Below are 17,872 nucleotides of genomic sequence, written 5' to 3'. Positions count from 1 at the left end.
ATGGATTCCACAACATCGGCATCACGCCGCACCCAGACTGCCGCTACAAAAATAGAACCGTGGAACGTGTGTTCCACTCGTGGCAGACCTGGGACGGGTGGTTTCCGAAGCGGGTGGAGCATTCTTCAACCCAGCCATAGTGCTCGGAACACAAGTAGCTGCAAAACTCCCTCACCACGTACTGGTAGGTGCGAATCGTCGAGGGAGCCAGTTGCTTGACTGCCACCAGATGCATCATCCACTTCGTCAAAATCGGCGGCGGTCCAGTTCCAGTTCCAGGGCCAGTCGTTGATATACGCCTGAAACTGCGAAATCTGGCTCACGGTGCCTCGCACGGAGGATTCCTTGAGGTTCCGTCCGCCACGCTGGCGCATCTGCCAGCCCTCCAGCATGGCAGTGAAAACCGATTCTGCGTCGTTCAGGAAGGAGACACCCGGCAAAAGCGACAGCGAGGCAGAACCCGGCGGCACTCCTCGATCAGCCACAATAATCTTCCGTCTAATGCACTATTCCTGCATTAGACGGAAGATTTCTCGGTATGCCCAGAGTGCGGAGTGTTCCGTCCTTTTCGGGGTCGGGGGAAGAATCGCCCGGAAATTCACGCTAAGGAGTCAGCGGCCTGTTGATTGGGGGGCATGGCGGTCGATTTTCTAAGTGATGAGCAGGTCGCAGGGTTCGCGGATTCCCCGACGAGGTACCAGCGGAGGACCTGGAACGTTTCTGTTGGTTGGACGATGCCGGCTTATTGGTGGTCGGTCGCCGCCGGGGAATGCACAACCGCCTGGGATTTGCTGTTCAACTGATCACGGTGCGGGTAGATGATGTAGTCCCCCACGGCCTCCCGGCCTCCTGGCCCAGCTTTTGGGTGAAGGTCTCCTTCACGTTGATCACCGTCAGGACACCGACTCCCTGTTCCGCCAGGGCGCCGCGTGTCCGTTCGACGGCGTCTTGCCAAGACAGCGGCACGGTGATGGCGTGGGTGTAGTTCACTGTGGTTCTCCTCGGGTCGTGGTGTGGAGGCGCGCCGTGGGCAGTTGCGTGCTCCGCTACGGTAGGGGACCTCGGTTCCGTGCCCACGCTACGGGTTGGTGTGGTCGCGCGGCAGCATTGCCGGGGCATCGCCGGCAGGGGTTGGCCGGGGATGCGGTGGGTGCGTTTCATACATGCGGATCGCGACGGCGATCGCTGCGGCCACACTGAGTGCCGCGGCCATCCACAGTGCCGCGTTGAGCCCCACGAGGTCGGCGACGATCCCGCCGATGATGGCACCAACGGCGTATCCGAGGTCGCGCCAGACCCGGTAGATGCCCACCGCTCGTCCACGCCATGAGGGATGGGCGACGTCGCCGACTGCGGCCAGCAGAGTGGGGTACACCATCGCGGTTCCCGCACCGAGCAACACCGTTCCGGCCGCCCACCCTCCAAAGCCGCTTCCGAGCGCGATGATCGCCAGGGCTGTGGCCTGGACCAGCATGCCGGCGGTGATGAGGTGCTTGCGCCCGATCCGGTCAGAGAGGGCCCCGGTGAACATCTGGCCAATGCCCCACACCCCGGGATAAAGGGCGAAAAGCAGGCCGATCTGGCTGGTGCCGAGGTCCGCAGTGGCGAACAGCAGCGGGAACAGGCCCCAGGAGAGGCCGAAATTCAGGTTGTTCACCAGGCCGGCCAGGCTCGCCGAGGACAAGGCAGGTTCGCGGAAGCTGGTCAGGGAGAAGATTTGGCGGTTGGATAGTTTGGCATCCCGACCATGCCGGGCGGAGGCGCCCCGGGAGGCAATGTTTCCGGCATCCAGGAGGGCGTGCGGGCGGGTCTCCCTGACGAACACCCCGGACAGCAGCAGTGCCAGGGCCGTGTAGGCGATCCCCAGGAGGAAGGGCGCGGGTCGCAGCCCGTATTGTTCGGCGTGGTATCCGGCCAGTAGGGAGGTGGCGGCCACGGCCCCGTAGCCGGCGGCTTCGTTCAGGCCCATGGCCAGGCCTCGTTGGGCCGGACCCACCAGGTCGATTTTCATGATGACGGTGGTGGACCAGGTCAGGCCTTGGTTGATGCCAAGCAGCACGTTCGCGGCGATGGCCCAGCTCCAGTCCGGGGCAAGGATGAGCATCAGCGGCACCGGGATGGCGAAGAGCCAGCCGGCCAGCAGCACGGGTTTGCGTCCGTAGCGGTCCGAGAGGGTTCCGGCGAACCAGTTGGAGGTTGCCTTGGCGATCCCGAAGGCGGCCACGTAGGTGAAGAGGAACGTGTATCCGCTGAGGCCGAATTCGGCGTGGGCCAGCAGCGGCAGGACGGCTTGCTGCTGCCCGACCATGCCCCCAACCAGGGCGTTGATCGCGACGAGCAGGGCGAACTGGGTCGCGTTGGCGCGCAGGCCCAGGGCGGTGGCGGCGCTGTGCTGGTTTGCCATCCCCGCATGCCCGCTGCGACGCACGTCCCTGGGATCCCCCGCCACCACCACGGCACCCGAAGCCCACTAGCCCTCCGGCTCCTTGCCGTCCTGCCGCCCAGCCCCGGCACCCCAGGAGTCCGAGCATGAAGCAGCCTGTCGTCGCGCGCACCCCCACCTTGAAATACGTGATTGACCCCGTGCCCATCCTCAAATCCAAGGGAGTGCTCTAATGCCCCGTTCCAGGATCCCCCATGCCCCCGACTCCAACGCACCCGGTTCCACGCCCCCCGGGCGCGGTGCCGGCCTGTGGTCCAGGGTCGCTGCGTTCTCCTGTGCCGGTCTGGCCGTGCTGGCCATCGCCGGCTGCGCGCAGCTGCCCGGCAACGCCGAGGGCACCGCCCAGGTTTCCCCGACCGTGGAGGCCTCGGTCCCGGTGATCGAGAGCCCGGAAGAGGTCGCGGTGAAGGTCATGAGCCTGTTTGCCCGGCCCGATGAACCGGAGCAGCGCTGGCACGCCGAGATACGCCCCTATCTGGAGAAGGAATATGCCATCGAGGCCGAGTACATCGACCCGGCAAGAATCCCGTTCGACAAGATCCTTTCCGGTCCGGTGATGGACGGTACGGAGCATAATGAGCAGGTTGTAACGGCTGATTTCAAGACCGATGCCGGGACTTGGTATGTGGAGCTGCATCAGAATGCACTCGGTGGGAAGTGGCTCGTCGGTGGCATCCACGAACTGATCAAGCAGTAGAGATGAAGAGGCAGTGACCGCTTAGAAAAATAACCGGTCACTGCCTCTTCATCTCTAGCCAACGAATATGGCTATGTGGAAACCCCTGCCGGCATTCGGCGTAAACACGGACCAATTCCATACTGAGGTCAACAACCCAACAAAAGTTCCGAACACTGGGGCCAAAAAAATCTAGACCAATATGGATAAGCCCGCTGATTCTTTAAACATGCACCGCACTAGGATGCCTTTATCTATTCGTATGTCCTTTCGTGGCTATCCGAGGCCGAGCTGCACGAAGATGAACCACACGAGCATAGGGACAACTGCGATCATTGCGATGGCCCAGAGGAGGAGAGCGCGGAAGAAGAGTCGTTCGTCCTTTGGTGGGGCACTAGCCATGAGGAGCGCGCCGCTGGTGGACATCGGACTAACATCCACTACCGAAGAACTGATGGCAATGGCGGTGACAACTCCGATTGGGCTGAGCAGCGGGTCCAAGGAAATAGGTGTAACAATGGGACTGATTACTCCAAGTGTTCCGGTGGTCGAGGCGAAAGCAGAGACTATAGCGACAACATAGCTCGTAATCAGTGCTGCAATTGATCCGTTACCGAGGCTAGCGATACCGGCCTCGAGTTCTTTCAACGCGCCCATCTCTTCGAGCATTCCGACATAAGTGACGATGCCTGTTACGAGGATAATCGCGTTCCAAGGCAGCCCCTCAATAGCAGGCTTTTGAACTCCGGGCTTGATGCAGATCAGTGCGATAGCGATGATCAGGGACGCAACGCCAACATCCAAACTGAAAACCGTGGTTAGAATCAGTAGGGTTCCCACCCCGGCAAGCGTAAGGATCCTCATAGGAGTCGCGTCCACTTTCACCGGTGCCCCGAGCGAAACTTCGATATCGGGTTGCGTGCGTGGGTCGGCTACAGCGACTCCGGTTTGTGTTCCGGTTGTCGTTCGGTACTGACCTGCGTCATGACCCACGGAGTCATCGGCCAGAGTGGTCCTAAGAGCAGTCCCGCTGCTGGTTGATTCTGAGCGGGGGAGAGGCCGTCCGCCACGCCTGTTCATAATGGCCTGGATAGCGACGTAGGCGATGAAGGCGAGGATAGCGTTGAATATGAAGCAGTAGAGGAAGAGCTTCAGGGAATCTCCGGAGGCATCCGCGTTATCGAGCATCACATTGGCTAGAACACCAAAGGGGTTGACCGGAGAGAAAGCACCAGCGTTGGCTCCTTGGACGATGACTAAACCCATTGCGAGCGTACTGATCCTGAACCTAGAACCCAATGCCAACGCCACAGGTGCCACAATAGCGATCGCCGCAGGCGTGAATGCTCCTGCTGAAGCCAAGCCGGCGGTCAGAAGAAACATTAGTACCGGCACTAGGAAGCGCCGGTCTCCGGCGAGTCGCTCGGCCCAGTACGCGAGTAGATCGATCGTGCCGGTGACGCGCACGATTCCAAACAGCAGCGTAGCTCCAAGAAGGATGAAAAACAGGCCGCTGGGGAATTGTGCGATGACGTCTTTGATGGGCATCCCAACAACGAGACCTCCGACGACGAATGCTGCTACTAATGCAACGAGGCCTGCGTTGACGCGCGTAAATGAGCCGAGAGCAAACGCCCCAATCAGAACGAAGAATGCGATCAGAGACAAAGACATGGTGACTCTCCCCTAAGCACGCCGAGAAGCAACAGGTGCGTAGGCTCCGGAGAGCAGACCCCCAGCTCCGGCAATTGAAGGTTCATGCCCGAGCGCTTTCAGGATCTCGTACGCAGTTGCCGTTGCGGCCGTAATGACGGGTACTCCCAGCAGATCCTCTGCTTTCTGGACCGCAGGTAGTGATGGCATCTGCACACATGCCGAAAGAATCACGGCATCAATACCCTCACGATTGAGGCCTTGAGCAATCATCGGAAGTTTCTGTGGATCCAATGCACCAACGGCTAGATTGTCATCAACTTCTAAGCTGATCGCATCGACTACCTCTATGCCGGCACCTTCGATGTACTCACGCACCATTTGGGTAAGGGGCAGCATGTAGGGCGCTACCATCGAAACCTTTCGTGCCCCGATTGATTGCAGAGTACGCACTAGTGCGCCGGCACTGCTTGAAACCGCAGCAGGGTGACCGTTCTCCTCAGCCGCGGACGCAATGATCTTTTCTGATTTTTCATGGGAATTGGGGCCCTGCGCCATCACCGCCACGAGACAGGCGTAAGCAATGACATCGACGGCGGCGTCAGAAACCGCACGAGCGCATTCCCCCGCTTTATCCACCATGGCCAACAGTTCCTCGCGGTTGACGTTCTTCAGTGCAGCACGCGCGGAGTGGAAGGTGTAATGATGACCCGTGGCCTCTGACTGGCGGCGGAACAATTCCGGAAGTTCCGTTTCCATAGTGGTGTTGGAGCTGGGGACAATGAGTCCGATTCTGGACGTTTTGGCATCCTTCTGTTCAGGGAAAGTTTCGCAAGTAACGGCTGACATGTTCACGGGTTCTCCATTGAAAGCGCAGAATCATAAGTGGGGAATCCCACTCTGTAAGTTGTGAACTCAGTATGCGGGTTATTTGTCGATTGTGTCAACTACGTCACACTACGGACACGAGTGATCTGGAATAAGCAACACCGCAGATGCACAGCGAGGTAAAGTCAGGGCTTATGGAAGCAAAGAAAGCGTCTGCAGCCGCGCCGATTCTCGTACTGCAGAAAGTGGTCCAGATTCTTGACTGTTTCACTGTGGAGGATCCTGAACCGACATTGCAGCAACTGATCAAGAAAACACGACTGCCGTCCAGTACATGCCAACGACTGGTTCAGAACATGGTCCGAGAAGGATTTCTAGACAGGGAAGACGACCGTTACCGCATCGGAATCGGTTTGGTTCGTTGGGCTACTCCAGGCACAGTCGGGCTTGATGTCGTTCGTCTCATCAAACCGATCCTTCAGCGACTGAGGGATGAGACCGGTGAGAGCGCCTGTCTCTACACCAGAGACGGAGCTTTTCGAACGGTTGTGGCTGTTGCTGAGACACGACATGTCGTAATGCGCCCATTCATGGTTGGGCAAGTGATGCCAATTCATGCTGGTGCACCTGGGAAGATCTTTTTGGCATACGATCCTGAAGCCTGGGATGCGCTGAGGGACTTGCCATTGACAAAGTTTGCTCCCTCAACCCCGGACAAGCTAGAAATCCTTGAGCGGCAAGTGGAAACTGCTCGCGAACAGGGCTTTTATGCTGCCTTTGGCGAACGCCATGAAGATGTTGGCTCTATCAGCGCCCCCGTATTCGGTCATATGGGGGCCCTCACTGGTGTTCTAGGTTTGGGGTTCCCAACGCAGCGGGTCGGCCCCAACGACGTTGAACGACTCGGCCCCATCATCGCCCGCTATGCGGTTGAGGCTAGCAACGCATTGGGATACTCGAATCCAGATATATAGATGTCTGGCCCACAATACAGTGACGGTCAACACAGGTCGATAGCATTGGCCGCGAACCTTGGGATACTGGCTGTGCGGAAAAAACACATCGGGGCTGTCGATTGATGATTGACTGGACAGATGACTTCGCACTTCTACCGCCCAGCAGAGGGCCACCGGCTTCCGCACGATCCGTTCAATGCAATTGTCGGGCCGCGTCCGATCGGTTGGATTGGGACACTTTCCCCTGCTGGAGTTCGCAATCTCGCCCCGTACAGCTTCTTCAATGCCTTCTCCTACAAGCCACCACTCATTGGCTTCTCAAGTACGACCCGCAAGCACACCGCGCTCAACGCCGAGCTGAGCGGTGAGTTCACCTGGAACCTGGTCACGCGCCCCCTTGCAGAACAAATGAACGCAACGTCAACGACGGCCGACCTCGATGAATTCGTCGCATCCGGCTTGGAAGCCGCCGATTCCGTTGATATCAGTGCACCGCGCGTCGCCGCCTCACCAGTAAGTTTCGAGTGCCGGGTCAGTGACATCATCCCGCTGCGCGGTGCAGACGGGCACGCTTCCACCGGTGTACTCACGATCGGGGAAGTCATCGCGGTGCACATCGATGAAGCCATGATTCCCGAGGGTATTTATCAGACAGCTCTCGCCCAACCTGTCCTGCGTGCAGGTGGGCCAAGTGCCTACTTCGAGATCCTTGCCGAGGGCCGTTTTGATCTCGTGAGGCCACGCTAGAACTTCAGCAACATATAGAGAGCAGACCAGACAGCTTCTGTGGCTTTCTTGGGTCCGTCAATCGAAGCCGAGCGTCGCGTCCGCACGGGAACCTTCACCGGGTCATTGATCGGTGAGAGGGCGAGCGTGGACGTCATACGCAAGCCGATAGCTACCGCCCTGTCGGTATTGGCCCTGTCCATGCGGACACGTCCGCCTCTACAGGTATAGCCAATGTTCTAACAGCAGCGCTGCATATGCCCGTTGTTCTTGAGGCACGGATCAGTCGTGGGAAAGTTCGTGTTCTAAAGATGTGCCCTCTCAGAAGCAGCCTGGGTTTCCTCAGCGCTTCAGCTGGCATCGATGCCCCAATCCTCTGGCCGGAGCTTGTCGAATAGAGGGGCCTCTCGTGCCCCACAATAGCGGCATGGTGAAAATTTTGATACGACCCGAACTCACAAGATGAGGTTGAATGCCCGCGCTGCAACGGCCGCGGTGTATTCGGACTCATGGACAGCATGTGTACGTTCTGCCGCGGCAATCAAGTTGTCGCCACAGAATTCGCCGAGGAGTACGACCGAACTCACAAGATGAGTTCTAGGACCACCACTAGGCCTCGATCCACCGACCCACCCCTGACCGCCGTTTAATTTCGGTGGCTTACCCCGAGGTCGCCGCGGGCCACCATGATGGCGTCGAAGGCGTCGATGATTTCCTCCAGAGCGGCCACGGCCTGGGGCTTTTCGATCTTGGCTATGACGGGGGTGCGTCTGCCTTCCTCATCCATGATTTCGTGGACCCGGCGGATGTCGGCCGCATCCCGCACGAAGGACAGGGTGACAATGTCGACGCCGGTGCGCAGCGCCCAACGCAGATCCTCTTCGTCCTTGGGGGCCAGGGCGGGGATGCTGACGGCCACGCCGGGAAGGTTGATCCCCTTGTTTTTGGAGACGGCTCCCGCCACCACGACCTCGGTCACCACATCGGTGTCCGTGACCGAGGTCGCGCGCAGCGCGACCTTCCCGTCGTCAACCAACAGGAAGTCGCCGGGACTCACATCGCCGGGCAATCCCTTGAAGGTGGTGGAACAGATCTAGGCGGTACCTTCGATGTCGTCAATGGTGATGGTGAACCGCTGTCCCGCGGCGAGGTGGTGTGGTCCCTTGGCAAACCGCCCGAGCCGGATGTTCGGTCCCTGGAGGTCGGCGAAGATCCCGACGGGCCGGTTCAATTCTTCTGCGGCCTTGCGCACATTGAGGTATGTCTGCTCGTGCACGTCGTGCTCACCGTGGCTCATGTTCAACCGGGCAATGTCGACACCCGCTTCCAGGTCGGCGAGTGTGGCAGCGTAGCTGCCGATGGCGGGACCGAACGTGGCAACGTTCTTGGCGCGTCTCATGAATGGATGCTGTCCTTGTGCGGGGTAAGGGTGGCGGATATTTGTTTTCCGAGCTCCGTCAGTAGCGCCGCCGAAAGCTCGGGGTCGCGGGAACTATCCAGGGCGGTCATCGAGCTCAGCGAGAAGTACCAGCCGGCCCCTGCTTCCGCCGCGACGGATTCCGAACCTTGGGAAGCCTAGAACAGGGTGGGGGTGTCCGGGTCGTGGTTGAAGCGTATCGCCGCGATCCGTTCCTGGTTCCATCCGTTGGCCAGCAACTCGTCACGCAATCGCCGTGACCTGTCTGATTGGGCGACACGGCCAACGCCCCAATAGCGCAAGCCCGTTCCATTGCTGTGGCGCCTCTTCTTGATCCGGCCGAGCATGTTCTCCCGGTGGCTCCCCGGCACCAGATGCGAACCGGGATCCGCACTGGCATGGATGCACAGTGGTTCGTCGCAGTCATGCATCAACGAGGGCGTATCATCAAGCCACACACCTGTCAACAGCCAGTAGGCGTAGCGGTGCGGGCGCACCGCCCTGGTATGTCCGTCCCGGTTCACGGTGACCCTGCCGTATCCGTCGTCACTGATCGCTCCGACCCAGAACCAGCAGCCCTCAGGACGCGGTCCCTTGATGACCTTGGACCAGAACCGTCCATCGGCTGCGCGCATGCGAGTGGGCTCCTTACTTGGGGGCGTCGTTGTTGTGGGACACCGACAGCATGGCCGAGGCCACGTACAGCGTGGAGCCTGCCCCCATCCGGGAGAGCAGCCCCGCTGCGATGCGTTTGCTCCTCTATTTATCTGGAAAAGCGCGTTCAATCCCGCCAGGATCTCATAGGGAATGTGGCTAGGTTGTTCAATCGCCTGCTCCGGGGAAAGGTGAAGGGGATGTCTGTTCTCTTAGGCTGTCGTTTTCATGGCGGGGGATGTCATTTAGCGTCTTTAGCAACGAAAATGAAACGCCGGGCATAGCCTTCCTCCTCACATGCTTCAAGCGGCAATGGCGCCACAGACGCCCTTGCCGCTTGAATCGGCAGCCCTTCTGCCTGACGCAAGAAGGGAACAACGAGCGAAAGGTGTGGAGCCCGGCACTCAAACCAGCGACCACGGTGTGAACGACGATCCAGAGATCAGGAAACCGCTGAATCCCAAAAAACGGAAATCAGCGGTTTCCTGCACCACGGTAAAACCCCTTGGTTAGTGAGCGTCGCTCTTCGGCACGCCGTCTGTAACTTTAGACAAAGTTTCGTCGATTTTTTGGGCGAGATGCTCAGCAATGGCCAACGCAGATGTTGCGCCGGGAGAGGGGGCATTTCTCAGCGCGGTGACGCGACCCAGTTGTTCGATAACGAAGTCATCCACCAACTGTCCGTTTTTATCCATCGCCTGCGCGCGGATTCCGCGGGTAATTGGGGTGGACTGTGCTCCGTCCAAGCTCGGGGCGTAGGCGGCGGCTCCCGCAAGGAACTTTTTGCGAGAAATCACTGCGCCAAATTCATGGATGGCGGCCTTGATGTTCCGTGATGCGAACCTCCAGAAGGCTACGCTGAACACCACGTCGAGGCTGTCCTTGATCCCGATGCCCCAGCCCTTGTAGTTCTCTCGTCCAAACGAAAGAAACGCATTCGGGCCAACCAGCATTTCGCCATCGACTCGCTTGGTGAGATGTACGCCGAGGAAAGGGTATGCGGGGTCAGGAACCGGGTACACGAGTCCGTTGAGGATGCTCCGGTGTTCCGAAGCAAGCATCGAGTACTGGCCGAAGAATGGAACGATCTTGGGATACGTTGCCCCTCCCGCGAGACGGGCGACCCGGTCAGTCTGAAGGCCGGCGCAAACAACGAGATAGTCAAACCGGTGGCTCGTTAGCTGCCCATTGCGGTCTACGGTCACGGTGCATTCTTCCCCGGTATTGGAGATGTCTGTGACCTCGCTGTCCAGCAGGAGCTTCCCTCCCGCGTTGGTCACGTCGTCGATCAGTGCGCGCGTAACGGCCGCATAGTCGATGATGGCGGTGTGCGGGGAATGCAGTGCCAAGCGTCCGACGGCGTTGGGTTCAATTTCCCGGATCTTTTCGGGTCCGATGAGCTCGACATCAGGTACACCGTTGGCCGTGGCCTTGGCGTAGATATCTCGAACCCTGCGCTCTTCCTCAGCGGTGAGCGCTACGACGAGCTTTCCGCACTCCTCGTAGGGAACGTTCTTGGCAACTGCGTAGTCGCGCAGTAGATCGACGCCACGCCTGCACAGCCGGGCTTTGAGGCTTCCGGGCTGGTAGTACAACCCTGCGTGGACGACCCCTGAATTATGGCCAGTCTGGTGGGACGCGACTTCGCTTGCCTTGTCGATAACGGTGATCTGCGCGCCCGGATGGCGAAGTGTCAGTTCTCTCGCCACTGCCGCACCGATTATTCCGGCACCCACGACGCCGAACGAATATGTAGACATTGCTACGTCTCTCCTTGTGAATGTGTCTTGGCTCTTACTTGAATTGGGATAATAGGTAAATGGAATCCGTCAATCGCAACGCAACCCTGACTGAGCAAGCTGTCGATTCAATCCGATTGGAAATCGTCCAGGGTTCACTCATTCCCGGCCAGCTGTACACGGGATCAGAGGTCGCCCTTAAGTTGGGCGTTTCCCGCACCCCGGTCCGCGAGGCACTCATGGAACTCGCGCGTCGTGGCATGGTACGTATCGAAGACAAGAAAGGATTTCGTGTCCTCAATACGTCAGTGGAGACCTTGATCCAGGTTTTCCAGATCAGGGTGATGCTTGAAGTGCCATTGTCTCGGCTGGCAACCATGCGAAAGAACCATTTCTCTTCTGTTCAATTCGAATCCTCGGTAGAAAAATTTCGGGCAGCTGCCGAGTCAGGTGATCCTGACGCGGTGCTGCGCGCGGACAGAGACTTTCACCAAACTTTGCTCGCCGGCTCAGGGAATGAAAAGGCGTTGATCATGCTTCAAGAACAACGTGATTTTGTTCTCAGCACCGGCGTCGGGACCGTCCCCACCTCCCGTTCTGCCAGGGAATGCTTCGATGACCATGCCGACATCATCAGCGGCTATCGAGAAGGCAATGCTCAGGCGGTTGAACGTGCGGTGTTCAGACACATCACGAATACCGCACGGATTCTGATTCACCAGGAAACCCAGAATCGTCCCGAATTCGCTATGGCGGACATCGAACATTCATTCGCCTGGTTGTCCGAGCCAAGCAGAGGTGTCCTCTGACTCCGGCTCCCCTTGCAGGTCAGATGTTGAGCGCGATGTACTTTTCGATTTGGTATTCTTCGATGCCCGCATGCCCACCTTCCTTGCCAAAGCCAGAAGCCTTGATCCCACCGAACGGTGCCGCCGGATCGGCCACCACTGCGCGGTTGACGCCGACCATACCGCTGTCGAGTCGCTCAGCGGCCTTGATCGCCTTGCTCACGTCCCGCGTGTAGACATAGGAAACCAAGCCGAAGGGCGTTTGGTTGGCCAAGTCAAGCGCGGCGTCGTCGCCTTCGACCTCGTAGATGGAGGCAACCGGACCAAAAATCTCACTCGTGGCAATGGTCGAGTCCAGACCAGCATTCGCGACCACCGTGGGGTTAATGAAGAAGCCTGGCCCCTCGGTCGAGTCGCCACCGAAGATGATCTCCGCCCCTTCGGCCACCGCGTCGCTGAGGAGCCGCTGCACGCTGTTGCGTTGCTTCTCATCGACCAAAGGTCCGACATTGACCCCGTCTTCTGTACCTGCTCCGACCCGGAGCTCGGCAACTTTCGCCAAGAAGCTTTCCCGGAAGGCAGGAGCCACGGACTTCTCCACGATGATGCGGTTCGCGGCAACGCAAACCTGCCCGGCGTTGCGGAACTTCGCTACCACCGCACCCGCGGCGGCCTCTTCCACATCCGCATCGGAAAGAACGACAAACGGGCCGTTTCCGCCCAGTTCCATCGACGTAGCCATCACGTTGTCCGCCGCCTGCTTGAGCAGGGTGACGCCAACTGCCGTCGAGCCGGTAAAGCTGACCTTCTTCAGTTCGGTGCGCGACATCAGGGCCTGCGACTGCTTGGACGACGAACTCGTGGTGACAAGGTTAACCACGCCCTTTGGAAGCCCGGCCTCGTGTAGGACCTGCACAAACATGTGGGTCACCAACGGTGTCAGCGCAGCTGGCTTGATGATAATCGTGCACCCGGCGGCCAGGGCCGCAGCCGCCTTGCGCGCGCCCATGAAGAGCGGGAAGTTCCACGGGGTTACCAGGTAGGAAGGGCCAACCGGCTGGCGCGTGGTGATGATTTTGAAGCCGCCGGTGGGCGACTCTGTGTAGGTGCCCTGCTGTTGCGTGACCAGCTCCGAGAACCACTGGAAGTAATCCGCCGACACCTGGACTTCGCCACGCGCCTCCGTGAGCGGCTTGCCCATTTCAGCCGACATCACCCAAGCAATTTCCTCCTTGCGCTCGACCAGCAGCTCGAAGACCTTGCGAAGAATATTGGAACGGTGGCGCGTCGTGGTGCTTCCCCACGCCTCCTGGGCAGCGGTCGCCGCGGTCAGGGCATCGAGCGCATCGTGTGGGCTGGCATCGGAAACGGCCGCAATCTCGGTCTCATCTGCCGGGTTCTGCACGGAAAAGACCTTTTCCCCCTCCGCTGCCCGCCATTCACCATCGATGTACAGCCCCAGCGGAACCTCGATCTCTCCAAGCTTCCCGGTAATCGTTTTCCATGGAGCATCAGTCATATGACATCTTCCTTCTATACTAGATTGCACATTTTTCACACTGAATTCAGCAGCGTTCTTGACATACATGTTACATGCAAGGAAGTATGGCTGTGACATAAAGTACATATTTTGTGAAGCCCCCTGAGCGGAGTAATAGATGCCCAACGTTGCGCAGACGCATCGCCATCCGGCGAGACGCGTAGCAGCCGCCTCGATGATCGGTACCACCATCGAATGGTATGACTACTATATTTTCGGCACTGCCGCGGTCCTCGTTCTGAATGACCAGTTCTTCCCCCAGTTGTCACCCGCAGCCGGGACCCTGGCAGCGCTCGCCACCTTTGCCGTCGCCTTTATCGCCCGCCCTTTTGGTGGCATCCTCTTTGGCCACTTCGGTGACAAGGTTAGCCGCAAGACCATTCTCGTGTGGTCCCTGATACTGATGGGTGTCTCCACTTTCCTCGTCGGCTTCTTGCCTAACTACGATGCCATTGGCATCTGGGCCCCGATCCTCCTGGTCGTGCTCCGTTTCCTCCAAGGATTGGCCGTCGGCGGCGAATGGGGAGGCGCGGTCCTTATGGCTCTGGAACATGCGCCGAAGAACAAGAAGGCCTTCTACGCATCTTGGACCCAGTCGGGCGTCCCTGCTGCACTGGTCCTTTCCTCCACCATCTTCTTGCTGATGCAGCAGATGGACGAAGCCTCCTTCCATGCGTGGGGATGGCGGGTACCCTTCTGGATTTCGTCCCTCTTGATCCTCGTTGGATTGTTCATCCGCTTGCGGATCACGGAGTCCCCGGAATTCCTCAAGATGAAGTCGGAAAAGCGTGAAGTTCGAGTTCCACTCTTCGAGTTGCTGCGCACCGCATGGTGGCCACTAATCCTCGGCACCCTGACGCTGGCATCACCGAACATCATCTTCTACATCTCTTCCGTTTACCTGCTCAGCTACGGTCCCGCTCACGTTGGACTCAACCGTGAATCCGTCTTTATTGCCCTGATCATCGCGGCCAGCATCCAGGTCTTCACCATCCCACTGGTCGCAATGCTCGCCGATCGAATTGGCAAGAAAACCGTCATGCTGGCCGGTGCCGCCCTAGTCGCTCTTCTGATCTACCCGGTATTCTGGCTTGTCAACACCGGGGAACCGATGGGCGCTCTTGCTGCGATGATCCTGGCTCTGCCCATTGCGCACGCAACCGCCTATTCAGCTGTAGCCAGCTTCATCCCTGAACTTTTCCAGACCGAAGTTCGCTTTACTGGTAGCTCTCTGGCTTATCAACTCGGTGGAATCATCACCTCGGCTCCTGCTCCGTTCATCGCCGCGTACCTGATGCAAAATACCGGCTCTTCCACGGCCGTAGCCACGTACATTGCCGTCGCCGCGGCCATTGGATTCGTGGCCATTGCCCTGGCTCGCAGGGCCAAGGATCCCCGCAGCCCGCAGGAAGCCGACGCCGTTTCCGTCTCGGCCGACTAACAGCCGCGAAGGCGCAATCGTCGGACGATACGCTTACAAGAATCAAATTAATGGACAGCGAGCCTTTCAGGAAAAAATAAACCTGACAATGGCCCCAAGAATGGAGTAGTTCCATGCCCAAAGTGGCTGTGTTGAAAGAATTCAATGAATCGGTCGAGTTGCAGGAGTATCCAATGCCCTCCGCAGCGCCCGGCGGCGCCCTGGTGGATGTTGCGCTCGGCGGAATCTGCGGCACCGATGTCCACCTGCGCACCGGGCACCTTTCCGTGCCTCTGCCACTGGCCATGGGACACGAAGGAGTCGGCCATATCCGGGCACTTGGCGAGGGACTAACCACCGACGTTGAGGGCCAACCACTGACGGTGGGCGACCGCGTTGTATGGGCCAACAACATTCCCTGCGGCAGCTGCTACGAATGCCTTGTGCTGAAAGAACCAACGCTCTGCCTCAACCGCAAGATCTACGGCATCAACCGCAAAGCTTCGGATGCACCACACCTTCAAGGTGGCTGGGCAGAAACCATATCCCTAGAAGCAGGTACGACCATCATCAAGCTGCCGGACACCGTCAGCTTCGAGGAGGTAATCACACTAGGCTGCGCGGGACCAACCGCCATCCATGGTGTCGTTGAAAACCTTACGATCGAACCCGGTTCGATCGTCGCGGTCCAGGGAGCCGGGCCGGTGGGTCTGGCTTCGGCCATGTACGCCAAGGCCATGGGCGCCGCCCAGGTCATCATCCTAGGTGGCCCAACCTCGCGTATTGAGGTCGCTTTGAAGATAGGAGCTGCGGATATCGCGATCGATATGGATACCTACCCGACCGCCGAAGCACGTCTTGCAGCTTTCCACGAGATTGCCGGCCAGGGAGCAGACGTCGTAATCGAATGCGCCGGTATACCATCCGCGGTGGCCGAATCCATAGACCTGGCGCGGCCAAACGCCCAGGTACTGGTGCTCGGGCAATACACGGATCACGGCCCCACTCCGATCAACCCCCACCTGATCACCAAGAAGCAGCTCAAGGTGTTCGGATCCTGGGGCTTCTCGCCGGCACACTACGTCAAGTACGTGAAATCACTACCGCAGCTGGTCAAGAATCACGATCTGGCTTCCATACTCTCCGTATACGACTTGGAGAACGTGAACGAAGCACTTGCCGATGTAGCATCAGGCGCGGTTACAAAGGCCGCCCTAAGACCTCAGACAGGGAACTAACCAGAAGTAGGGCCAGGGAAAAATGAAATGAGGGCGTTCGCATGCCAACGTGCGAACGCCCTCATTCTGTCCCCAGCAGAGCCGCTGCCGGCAGGGCTATGGCGGTTCGGGCCAGGTCATCGGCACCGGAGGTTCGGGGATGGTCCTTGATGGGAAGTTCCGTGCGTATCCGCTGCTGGATTTGATCCCGCTGGGCCGGGGTCAGGCGTTCGAAGGCTTCGCGGTGCATCTGCTCTATTTGGTGCGGATCGGCTGTTTCCAGGAGGTAATCGTAGCGCGCGATGGCCGCCCGGTCGGCGTTGCTGATCACTCCGGATGGAACACGCGAATCGGAGCGGTGCGACTGTGCACGGCACGCATCGGGGGAAGCTGGCCGACGGCCGGCAGAACCCTCGGTGGCGCGTCCGTCGCCGGTCAGGGTATCGGCTTCTGCTGCAGTGCGCACGATCGCACGCCAGTCTTTCTGGCCGGCGCTTTGGGCTGATTCGTCGTACCGGACTTGTCCAGGGCTTTCAGGGCGAGGCCGGTGAGTTTGGAGAACATGCTCATTTGGAGTCATCCTTCGTGGTGGAGGGATCGCTCGGTGCAGGTGCAGCGGGACGCTTTTGGTTGCCGCGGGTCTTGAACAGGCTCGCGACGGTGGCCACGGTGATCGTGGCGGCAATAAAGAGCAGGGAGAAGGAGATCGGGATTTCGGGGATCCACAGGAGCGGCTGCCCGCCGTTGATGAAGGCAAGCTCATTGACGTGCAGTGCGTGGAAGACGAGCTTCACGCCAATGAACGCCAGGATGACGGCAAGGCCTTGGGAGAGGTAGACCAGTCGCTCCAGCAAGCCGCCGATGAGAAAGAACAGCTGGCGTAGCCCCATCAAGGCAAAGACGTTCGCCGTGAAGACGATGTAGGCCTGGTCGGTGAGCCCGTAGATGGCGGGGATCGAGTCGACAGCGAAGATCAAGTCGACGAACCCGATGGCGATGATGGTGAGCAGCATCGGGGTAACGAACCGCTTGCCGTCCTTCTTCACGGTGAGCTTGTCTTCGTGGTACTCATCGGTCACCGCCAAGTGGCGGCGTATGAAGCGCATGAACCGGTTGTTGGCCGGATCGCTTTCGTGGTTTGAGAATGCCTGCCGGTAGGCCAACAAGAGCAACAGGGCGCCGAAGACGTAGAAGATCCAGGACAAGTTCTCGATCAGCGCCGCGCCGACGGCAATGAAGATGCCACGCAGTACCAGCGCGATGATGATGCCTACCATCAGTACCTTCTGCTGGTAGATCTTCGGTACGGCGAACGCACCCATGACCAGCAGGAAAACAAAGAGGTTGTCAATCGACAGTGCCTTTTCGGTAAGGTAACCGGCGAAATATTCGCCCCCGTATGTCCATCCCGAGAGCGTGCCGATACCGACACCGAACAGCAGTGCGAGGCTGATGTAAAACACCGACCATCGGGCGGATTCACCGATGGACGGCTCGTGGGGCTTGCGCACGTGGACGAAGAATTCGTAAACGAAGAAGACGATCGTCACGGCAATGGTGATGATCCAGATCAGGGGCGATACCTGCATGAGGGTACTCCAAAGGGATATTGCGTGGACATGACGCCAAGGTCTCCTCCGCTCTGATCAGATCAGAACCGATGGCCCGGGATGCACCAATGCATACGTATTGACGGACCGATCGCGAACGGGAGTACTCCCCTTGATACAAATCAGACTACAACATCGCCGACCGGTCGTTGATGCCATGAGTCCAAGATTCAGGATTTACCCAGCGAATTCCTGGCGACTGTGG

The 17,872-nt window shown here is 59.0% G+C and carries 17 protein-coding genes and 2 pseudogenes; 7 read left to right on the top strand and 12 right to left on the bottom strand.

Features of this window, described 5'->3' with window-relative positions; genetic code table 11:
• Window positions 1–125 precede the first annotated feature (125 nt).
• Window positions 126–485, bottom strand: coding sequence for a hypothetical protein (locus tag Q2T94_RS08620; protein WP_302263683.1), 360 nt, complete (start codon window positions 483–485; stop codon window positions 126–128).
• A gap of 150 nt (window positions 486–635) precedes the next feature.
• Between Q2T94_RS08620 and Q2T94_RS20655 the strand changes: the two are divergent.
• Window positions 636–814 (top strand): annotated as a pseudogene (locus tag Q2T94_RS20655) (DUF4158 domain-containing protein); the annotation flags it as partial.
• On the opposite strand, the gene Q2T94_RS20685 reads toward Q2T94_RS20655, so the two are convergent.
• The gene (locus tag Q2T94_RS20685; protein ID WP_495885114.1) at window positions 796–1,119 is read right to left on the bottom strand and encodes a DUF302 domain-containing protein; all 324 of its coding nucleotides are present in this window, start codon (window positions 1,117–1,119) and stop codon (window positions 796–798) included. The pseudogene Q2T94_RS20655 and the gene Q2T94_RS20685 sit on opposite strands and share 19 nt — an antisense overlap.
• A complete protein-coding gene (locus tag Q2T94_RS08610; RefSeq protein WP_302263682.1) occupies window positions 1,079–2,404 on the bottom strand; it encodes an MFS transporter in 1,326 nt (441 codons plus the stop codon). The genes Q2T94_RS20685 and Q2T94_RS08610 overlap by 41 nt, the downstream gene beginning before the upstream one ends.
• Before the next feature lie 211 nt (window positions 2,405–2,615).
• On the opposite strand from Q2T94_RS08610, the gene Q2T94_RS08605 reads away from it, so the two are divergent.
• Entirely contained in the window at window positions 2,616–3,140 is a 525-nt protein-coding gene (locus Q2T94_RS08605; protein ID WP_302263681.1) for a hypothetical protein, read from the top strand.
• A 255-nt stretch (window positions 3,141–3,395) separates the two neighbouring features.
• On the opposite strand, the gene Q2T94_RS08600 is transcribed toward Q2T94_RS08605, so the two are convergent.
• Window positions 3,396–4,793: an SLC13 family permease gene (locus Q2T94_RS08600; RefSeq protein WP_302263680.1), complete on the bottom strand. Its 1,398-nt coding sequence runs from the start codon at window positions 4,791–4,793 to the stop codon at window positions 3,396–3,398.
• Window positions 4,794–4,805: 12 nt separating this feature from the next.
• Complete coding sequence (locus Q2T94_RS08595; RefSeq protein ID WP_302263679.1) at window positions 4,806–5,621, bottom strand: maleate cis-trans isomerase family protein; 816 nt, start codon at window positions 5,619–5,621, stop codon at window positions 4,806–4,808.
• Window positions 5,622–5,794: 173 nt separating this feature from the next.
• Here Q2T94_RS08595 and Q2T94_RS08590 point away from each other — a divergent pair, with 173 nt between their 5' ends.
• Complete coding sequence (locus tag Q2T94_RS08590) at window positions 5,795–6,574, top strand: IclR family transcriptional regulator (RefSeq protein WP_264271718.1); 780 nt, start codon at window positions 5,795–5,797, stop codon at window positions 6,572–6,574.
• A 120-nt stretch (window positions 6,575–6,694) separates the two neighbouring features.
• Window positions 6,695–7,303, top strand: coding sequence for a flavin reductase family protein (locus tag Q2T94_RS08585; protein ID WP_264271719.1), 609 nt, complete (start codon window positions 6,695–6,697; stop codon window positions 7,301–7,303).
• A gap of 640 nt (window positions 7,304–7,943) precedes the next feature.
• Here the strand turns inward: Q2T94_RS08585 and Q2T94_RS08580 are convergent.
• From Q2T94_RS08580 to lhgO, 3 genes and pseudogenes are all read right to left on the bottom strand, one after another.
• Window positions 7,944–8,681, bottom strand: a pseudogene (locus Q2T94_RS08580) (pyruvate kinase); the annotation flags it as partial.
• 176 nt (window positions 8,682–8,857) lie between these two features.
• The gene (locus Q2T94_RS08575; RefSeq protein ID WP_302263678.1) at window positions 8,858–9,334 is read right to left on the bottom strand and encodes a hypothetical protein; all 477 of its coding nucleotides are present in this window, start codon (window positions 9,332–9,334) and stop codon (window positions 8,858–8,860) included.
• A 528-nt stretch (window positions 9,335–9,862) separates the two neighbouring features.
• The gene (gene lhgO / locus Q2T94_RS08570) at window positions 9,863–11,113 is read right to left on the bottom strand and encodes an L-2-hydroxyglutarate oxidase (protein ID WP_302263677.1); all 1,251 of its coding nucleotides are present in this window, start codon (window positions 11,111–11,113) and stop codon (window positions 9,863–9,865) included.
• A gap of 59 nt (window positions 11,114–11,172) precedes the next feature.
• Here lhgO and Q2T94_RS08565 point away from each other — a divergent pair, with 59 nt between their 5' ends.
• On the top strand, window positions 11,173–11,901 hold the full coding sequence (locus Q2T94_RS08565) for a GntR family transcriptional regulator (RefSeq protein WP_302263676.1): 729 nt from the start codon (window positions 11,173–11,175) through the stop codon (window positions 11,899–11,901).
• A 19-nt stretch (window positions 11,902–11,920) separates the two neighbouring features.
• Here the strand turns inward: Q2T94_RS08565 and Q2T94_RS08560 are convergent, their stop codons facing one another.
• Window positions 11,921–13,399, bottom strand: a complete 1,479-nt coding sequence (locus Q2T94_RS08560; protein WP_302263675.1) for an aldehyde dehydrogenase family protein — start codon at window positions 13,397–13,399, stop codon at window positions 11,921–11,923.
• Between the two features lie 139 nt (window positions 13,400–13,538).
• Between Q2T94_RS08560 and Q2T94_RS08555 the strand changes: the two genes are divergently transcribed.
• Entirely contained in the window at window positions 13,539–14,861 is a 1,323-nt protein-coding gene (locus Q2T94_RS08555; protein WP_302263674.1) for an MFS transporter, read from the top strand.
• Window positions 14,862–14,974: 113 nt separating this feature from the next.
• Window positions 14,975–16,078 carry a zinc-binding dehydrogenase gene (locus Q2T94_RS08550; protein WP_302263673.1) on the top strand — a complete coding sequence of 368 codons (1,104 nt, stop codon included), beginning with the start codon at window positions 14,975–14,977 and terminating at the stop codon, window positions 16,076–16,078.
• A gap of 61 nt (window positions 16,079–16,139) precedes the next feature.
• On the opposite strand, the gene Q2T94_RS08545 is transcribed toward Q2T94_RS08550, so the two are convergent.
• The 3 genes from Q2T94_RS08545 to Q2T94_RS08535 are packed head-to-tail and all read right to left on the bottom strand — an operon-like array spanning window position 16,140 to window position 17,646.
• A complete protein-coding gene (locus tag Q2T94_RS08545) occupies window positions 16,140–16,523 on the bottom strand; it encodes a hypothetical protein (RefSeq protein WP_302263672.1) in 384 nt (127 codons plus the stop codon).
• Window positions 16,493–16,627, bottom strand: a complete 135-nt coding sequence (locus tag Q2T94_RS08540; protein ID WP_302263671.1) for a hypothetical protein — start codon at window positions 16,625–16,627, stop codon at window positions 16,493–16,495. Before Q2T94_RS08540 ends, Q2T94_RS08545 begins: the two co-directional genes overlap by 31 nt.
• Entirely contained in the window at window positions 16,624–17,646 is a 1,023-nt protein-coding gene (locus Q2T94_RS08535) for a TerC family protein (protein WP_302263670.1), read from the bottom strand. Before Q2T94_RS08535 ends, Q2T94_RS08540 begins: the two co-directional genes overlap by 4 nt.
• Window positions 17,647–17,872 lie beyond the last annotated feature (226 nt).

This window comes from Paeniglutamicibacter sulfureus, assembly GCF_030512175.1.
GTDB lineage: Bacteria > Actinomycetota > Actinomycetes > Actinomycetales > Micrococcaceae > Paeniglutamicibacter > Paeniglutamicibacter sulfureus.
Note: the sequence above shows the minus strand (reverse complement) of the source record. Positions and strands in the feature narration are given on the sequence as shown.

Coding starts and splice junctions, on each gene's coding strand:
- Q2T94_RS20685 (WP_495885114.1), bottom strand. CDS start 1,119: ATGCCCCGGCAATGCTGCCGCGCGACCACACCAACCCGTAGCGTGGGC.
- Q2T94_RS08610 (WP_302263682.1), bottom strand. CDS start 2,404: ATGGCAAACCAGCACAGCGCCGCCACCGCCCTGGGCCTGCGCGCCAAC.
- Q2T94_RS08605 (WP_302263681.1), top strand. CDS start 2,616: ATGCCCCGTTCCAGGATCCCCCATGCCCCCGACTCCAACGCACCCGGT.
- Q2T94_RS08600 (WP_302263680.1), bottom strand. CDS start 4,793: ATGTCTTTGTCTCTGATCGCATTCTTCGTTCTGATTGGGGCGTTTGCT.
- Q2T94_RS08595 (WP_302263679.1), bottom strand. CDS start 5,621: ATGTCAGCCGTTACTTGCGAAACTTTCCCTGAACAGAAGGATGCCAAA.
- Q2T94_RS08590 (WP_264271718.1), top strand. CDS start 5,795: ATGGAAGCAAAGAAAGCGTCTGCAGCCGCGCCGATTCTCGTACTGCAG.
- Q2T94_RS08585 (WP_264271719.1), top strand. CDS start 6,695: ATGACTTCGCACTTCTACCGCCCAGCAGAGGGCCACCGGCTTCCGCAC.
- Q2T94_RS08575 (WP_302263678.1), bottom strand. CDS start 9,334: ATGCGCGCAGCCGATGGACGGTTCTGGTCCAAGGTCATCAAGGGACCG.
- lhgO (WP_302263677.1), bottom strand. CDS start 11,113: ATGTCTACATATTCGTTCGGCGTCGTGGGTGCCGGAATAATCGGTGCG.
- Q2T94_RS08565 (WP_302263676.1), top strand. CDS start 11,173: ATGGAATCCGTCAATCGCAACGCAACCCTGACTGAGCAAGCTGTCGAT.
- Q2T94_RS08560 (WP_302263675.1), bottom strand. CDS start 13,399: ATGACTGATGCTCCATGGAAAACGATTACCGGGAAGCTTGGAGAGATC.
- Q2T94_RS08555 (WP_302263674.1), top strand. CDS start 13,539: ATGCCCAACGTTGCGCAGACGCATCGCCATCCGGCGAGACGCGTAGCA.
- Q2T94_RS08550 (WP_302263673.1), top strand. CDS start 14,975: ATGCCCAAAGTGGCTGTGTTGAAAGAATTCAATGAATCGGTCGAGTTG.
- Q2T94_RS08540 (WP_302263671.1), bottom strand. CDS start 16,627: ATGAGCATGTTCTCCAAACTCACCGGCCTCGCCCTGAAAGCCCTGGAC.
- Q2T94_RS08535 (WP_302263670.1), bottom strand. CDS start 17,646: ATGCAGGTATCGCCCCTGATCTGGATCATCACCATTGCCGTGACGATC.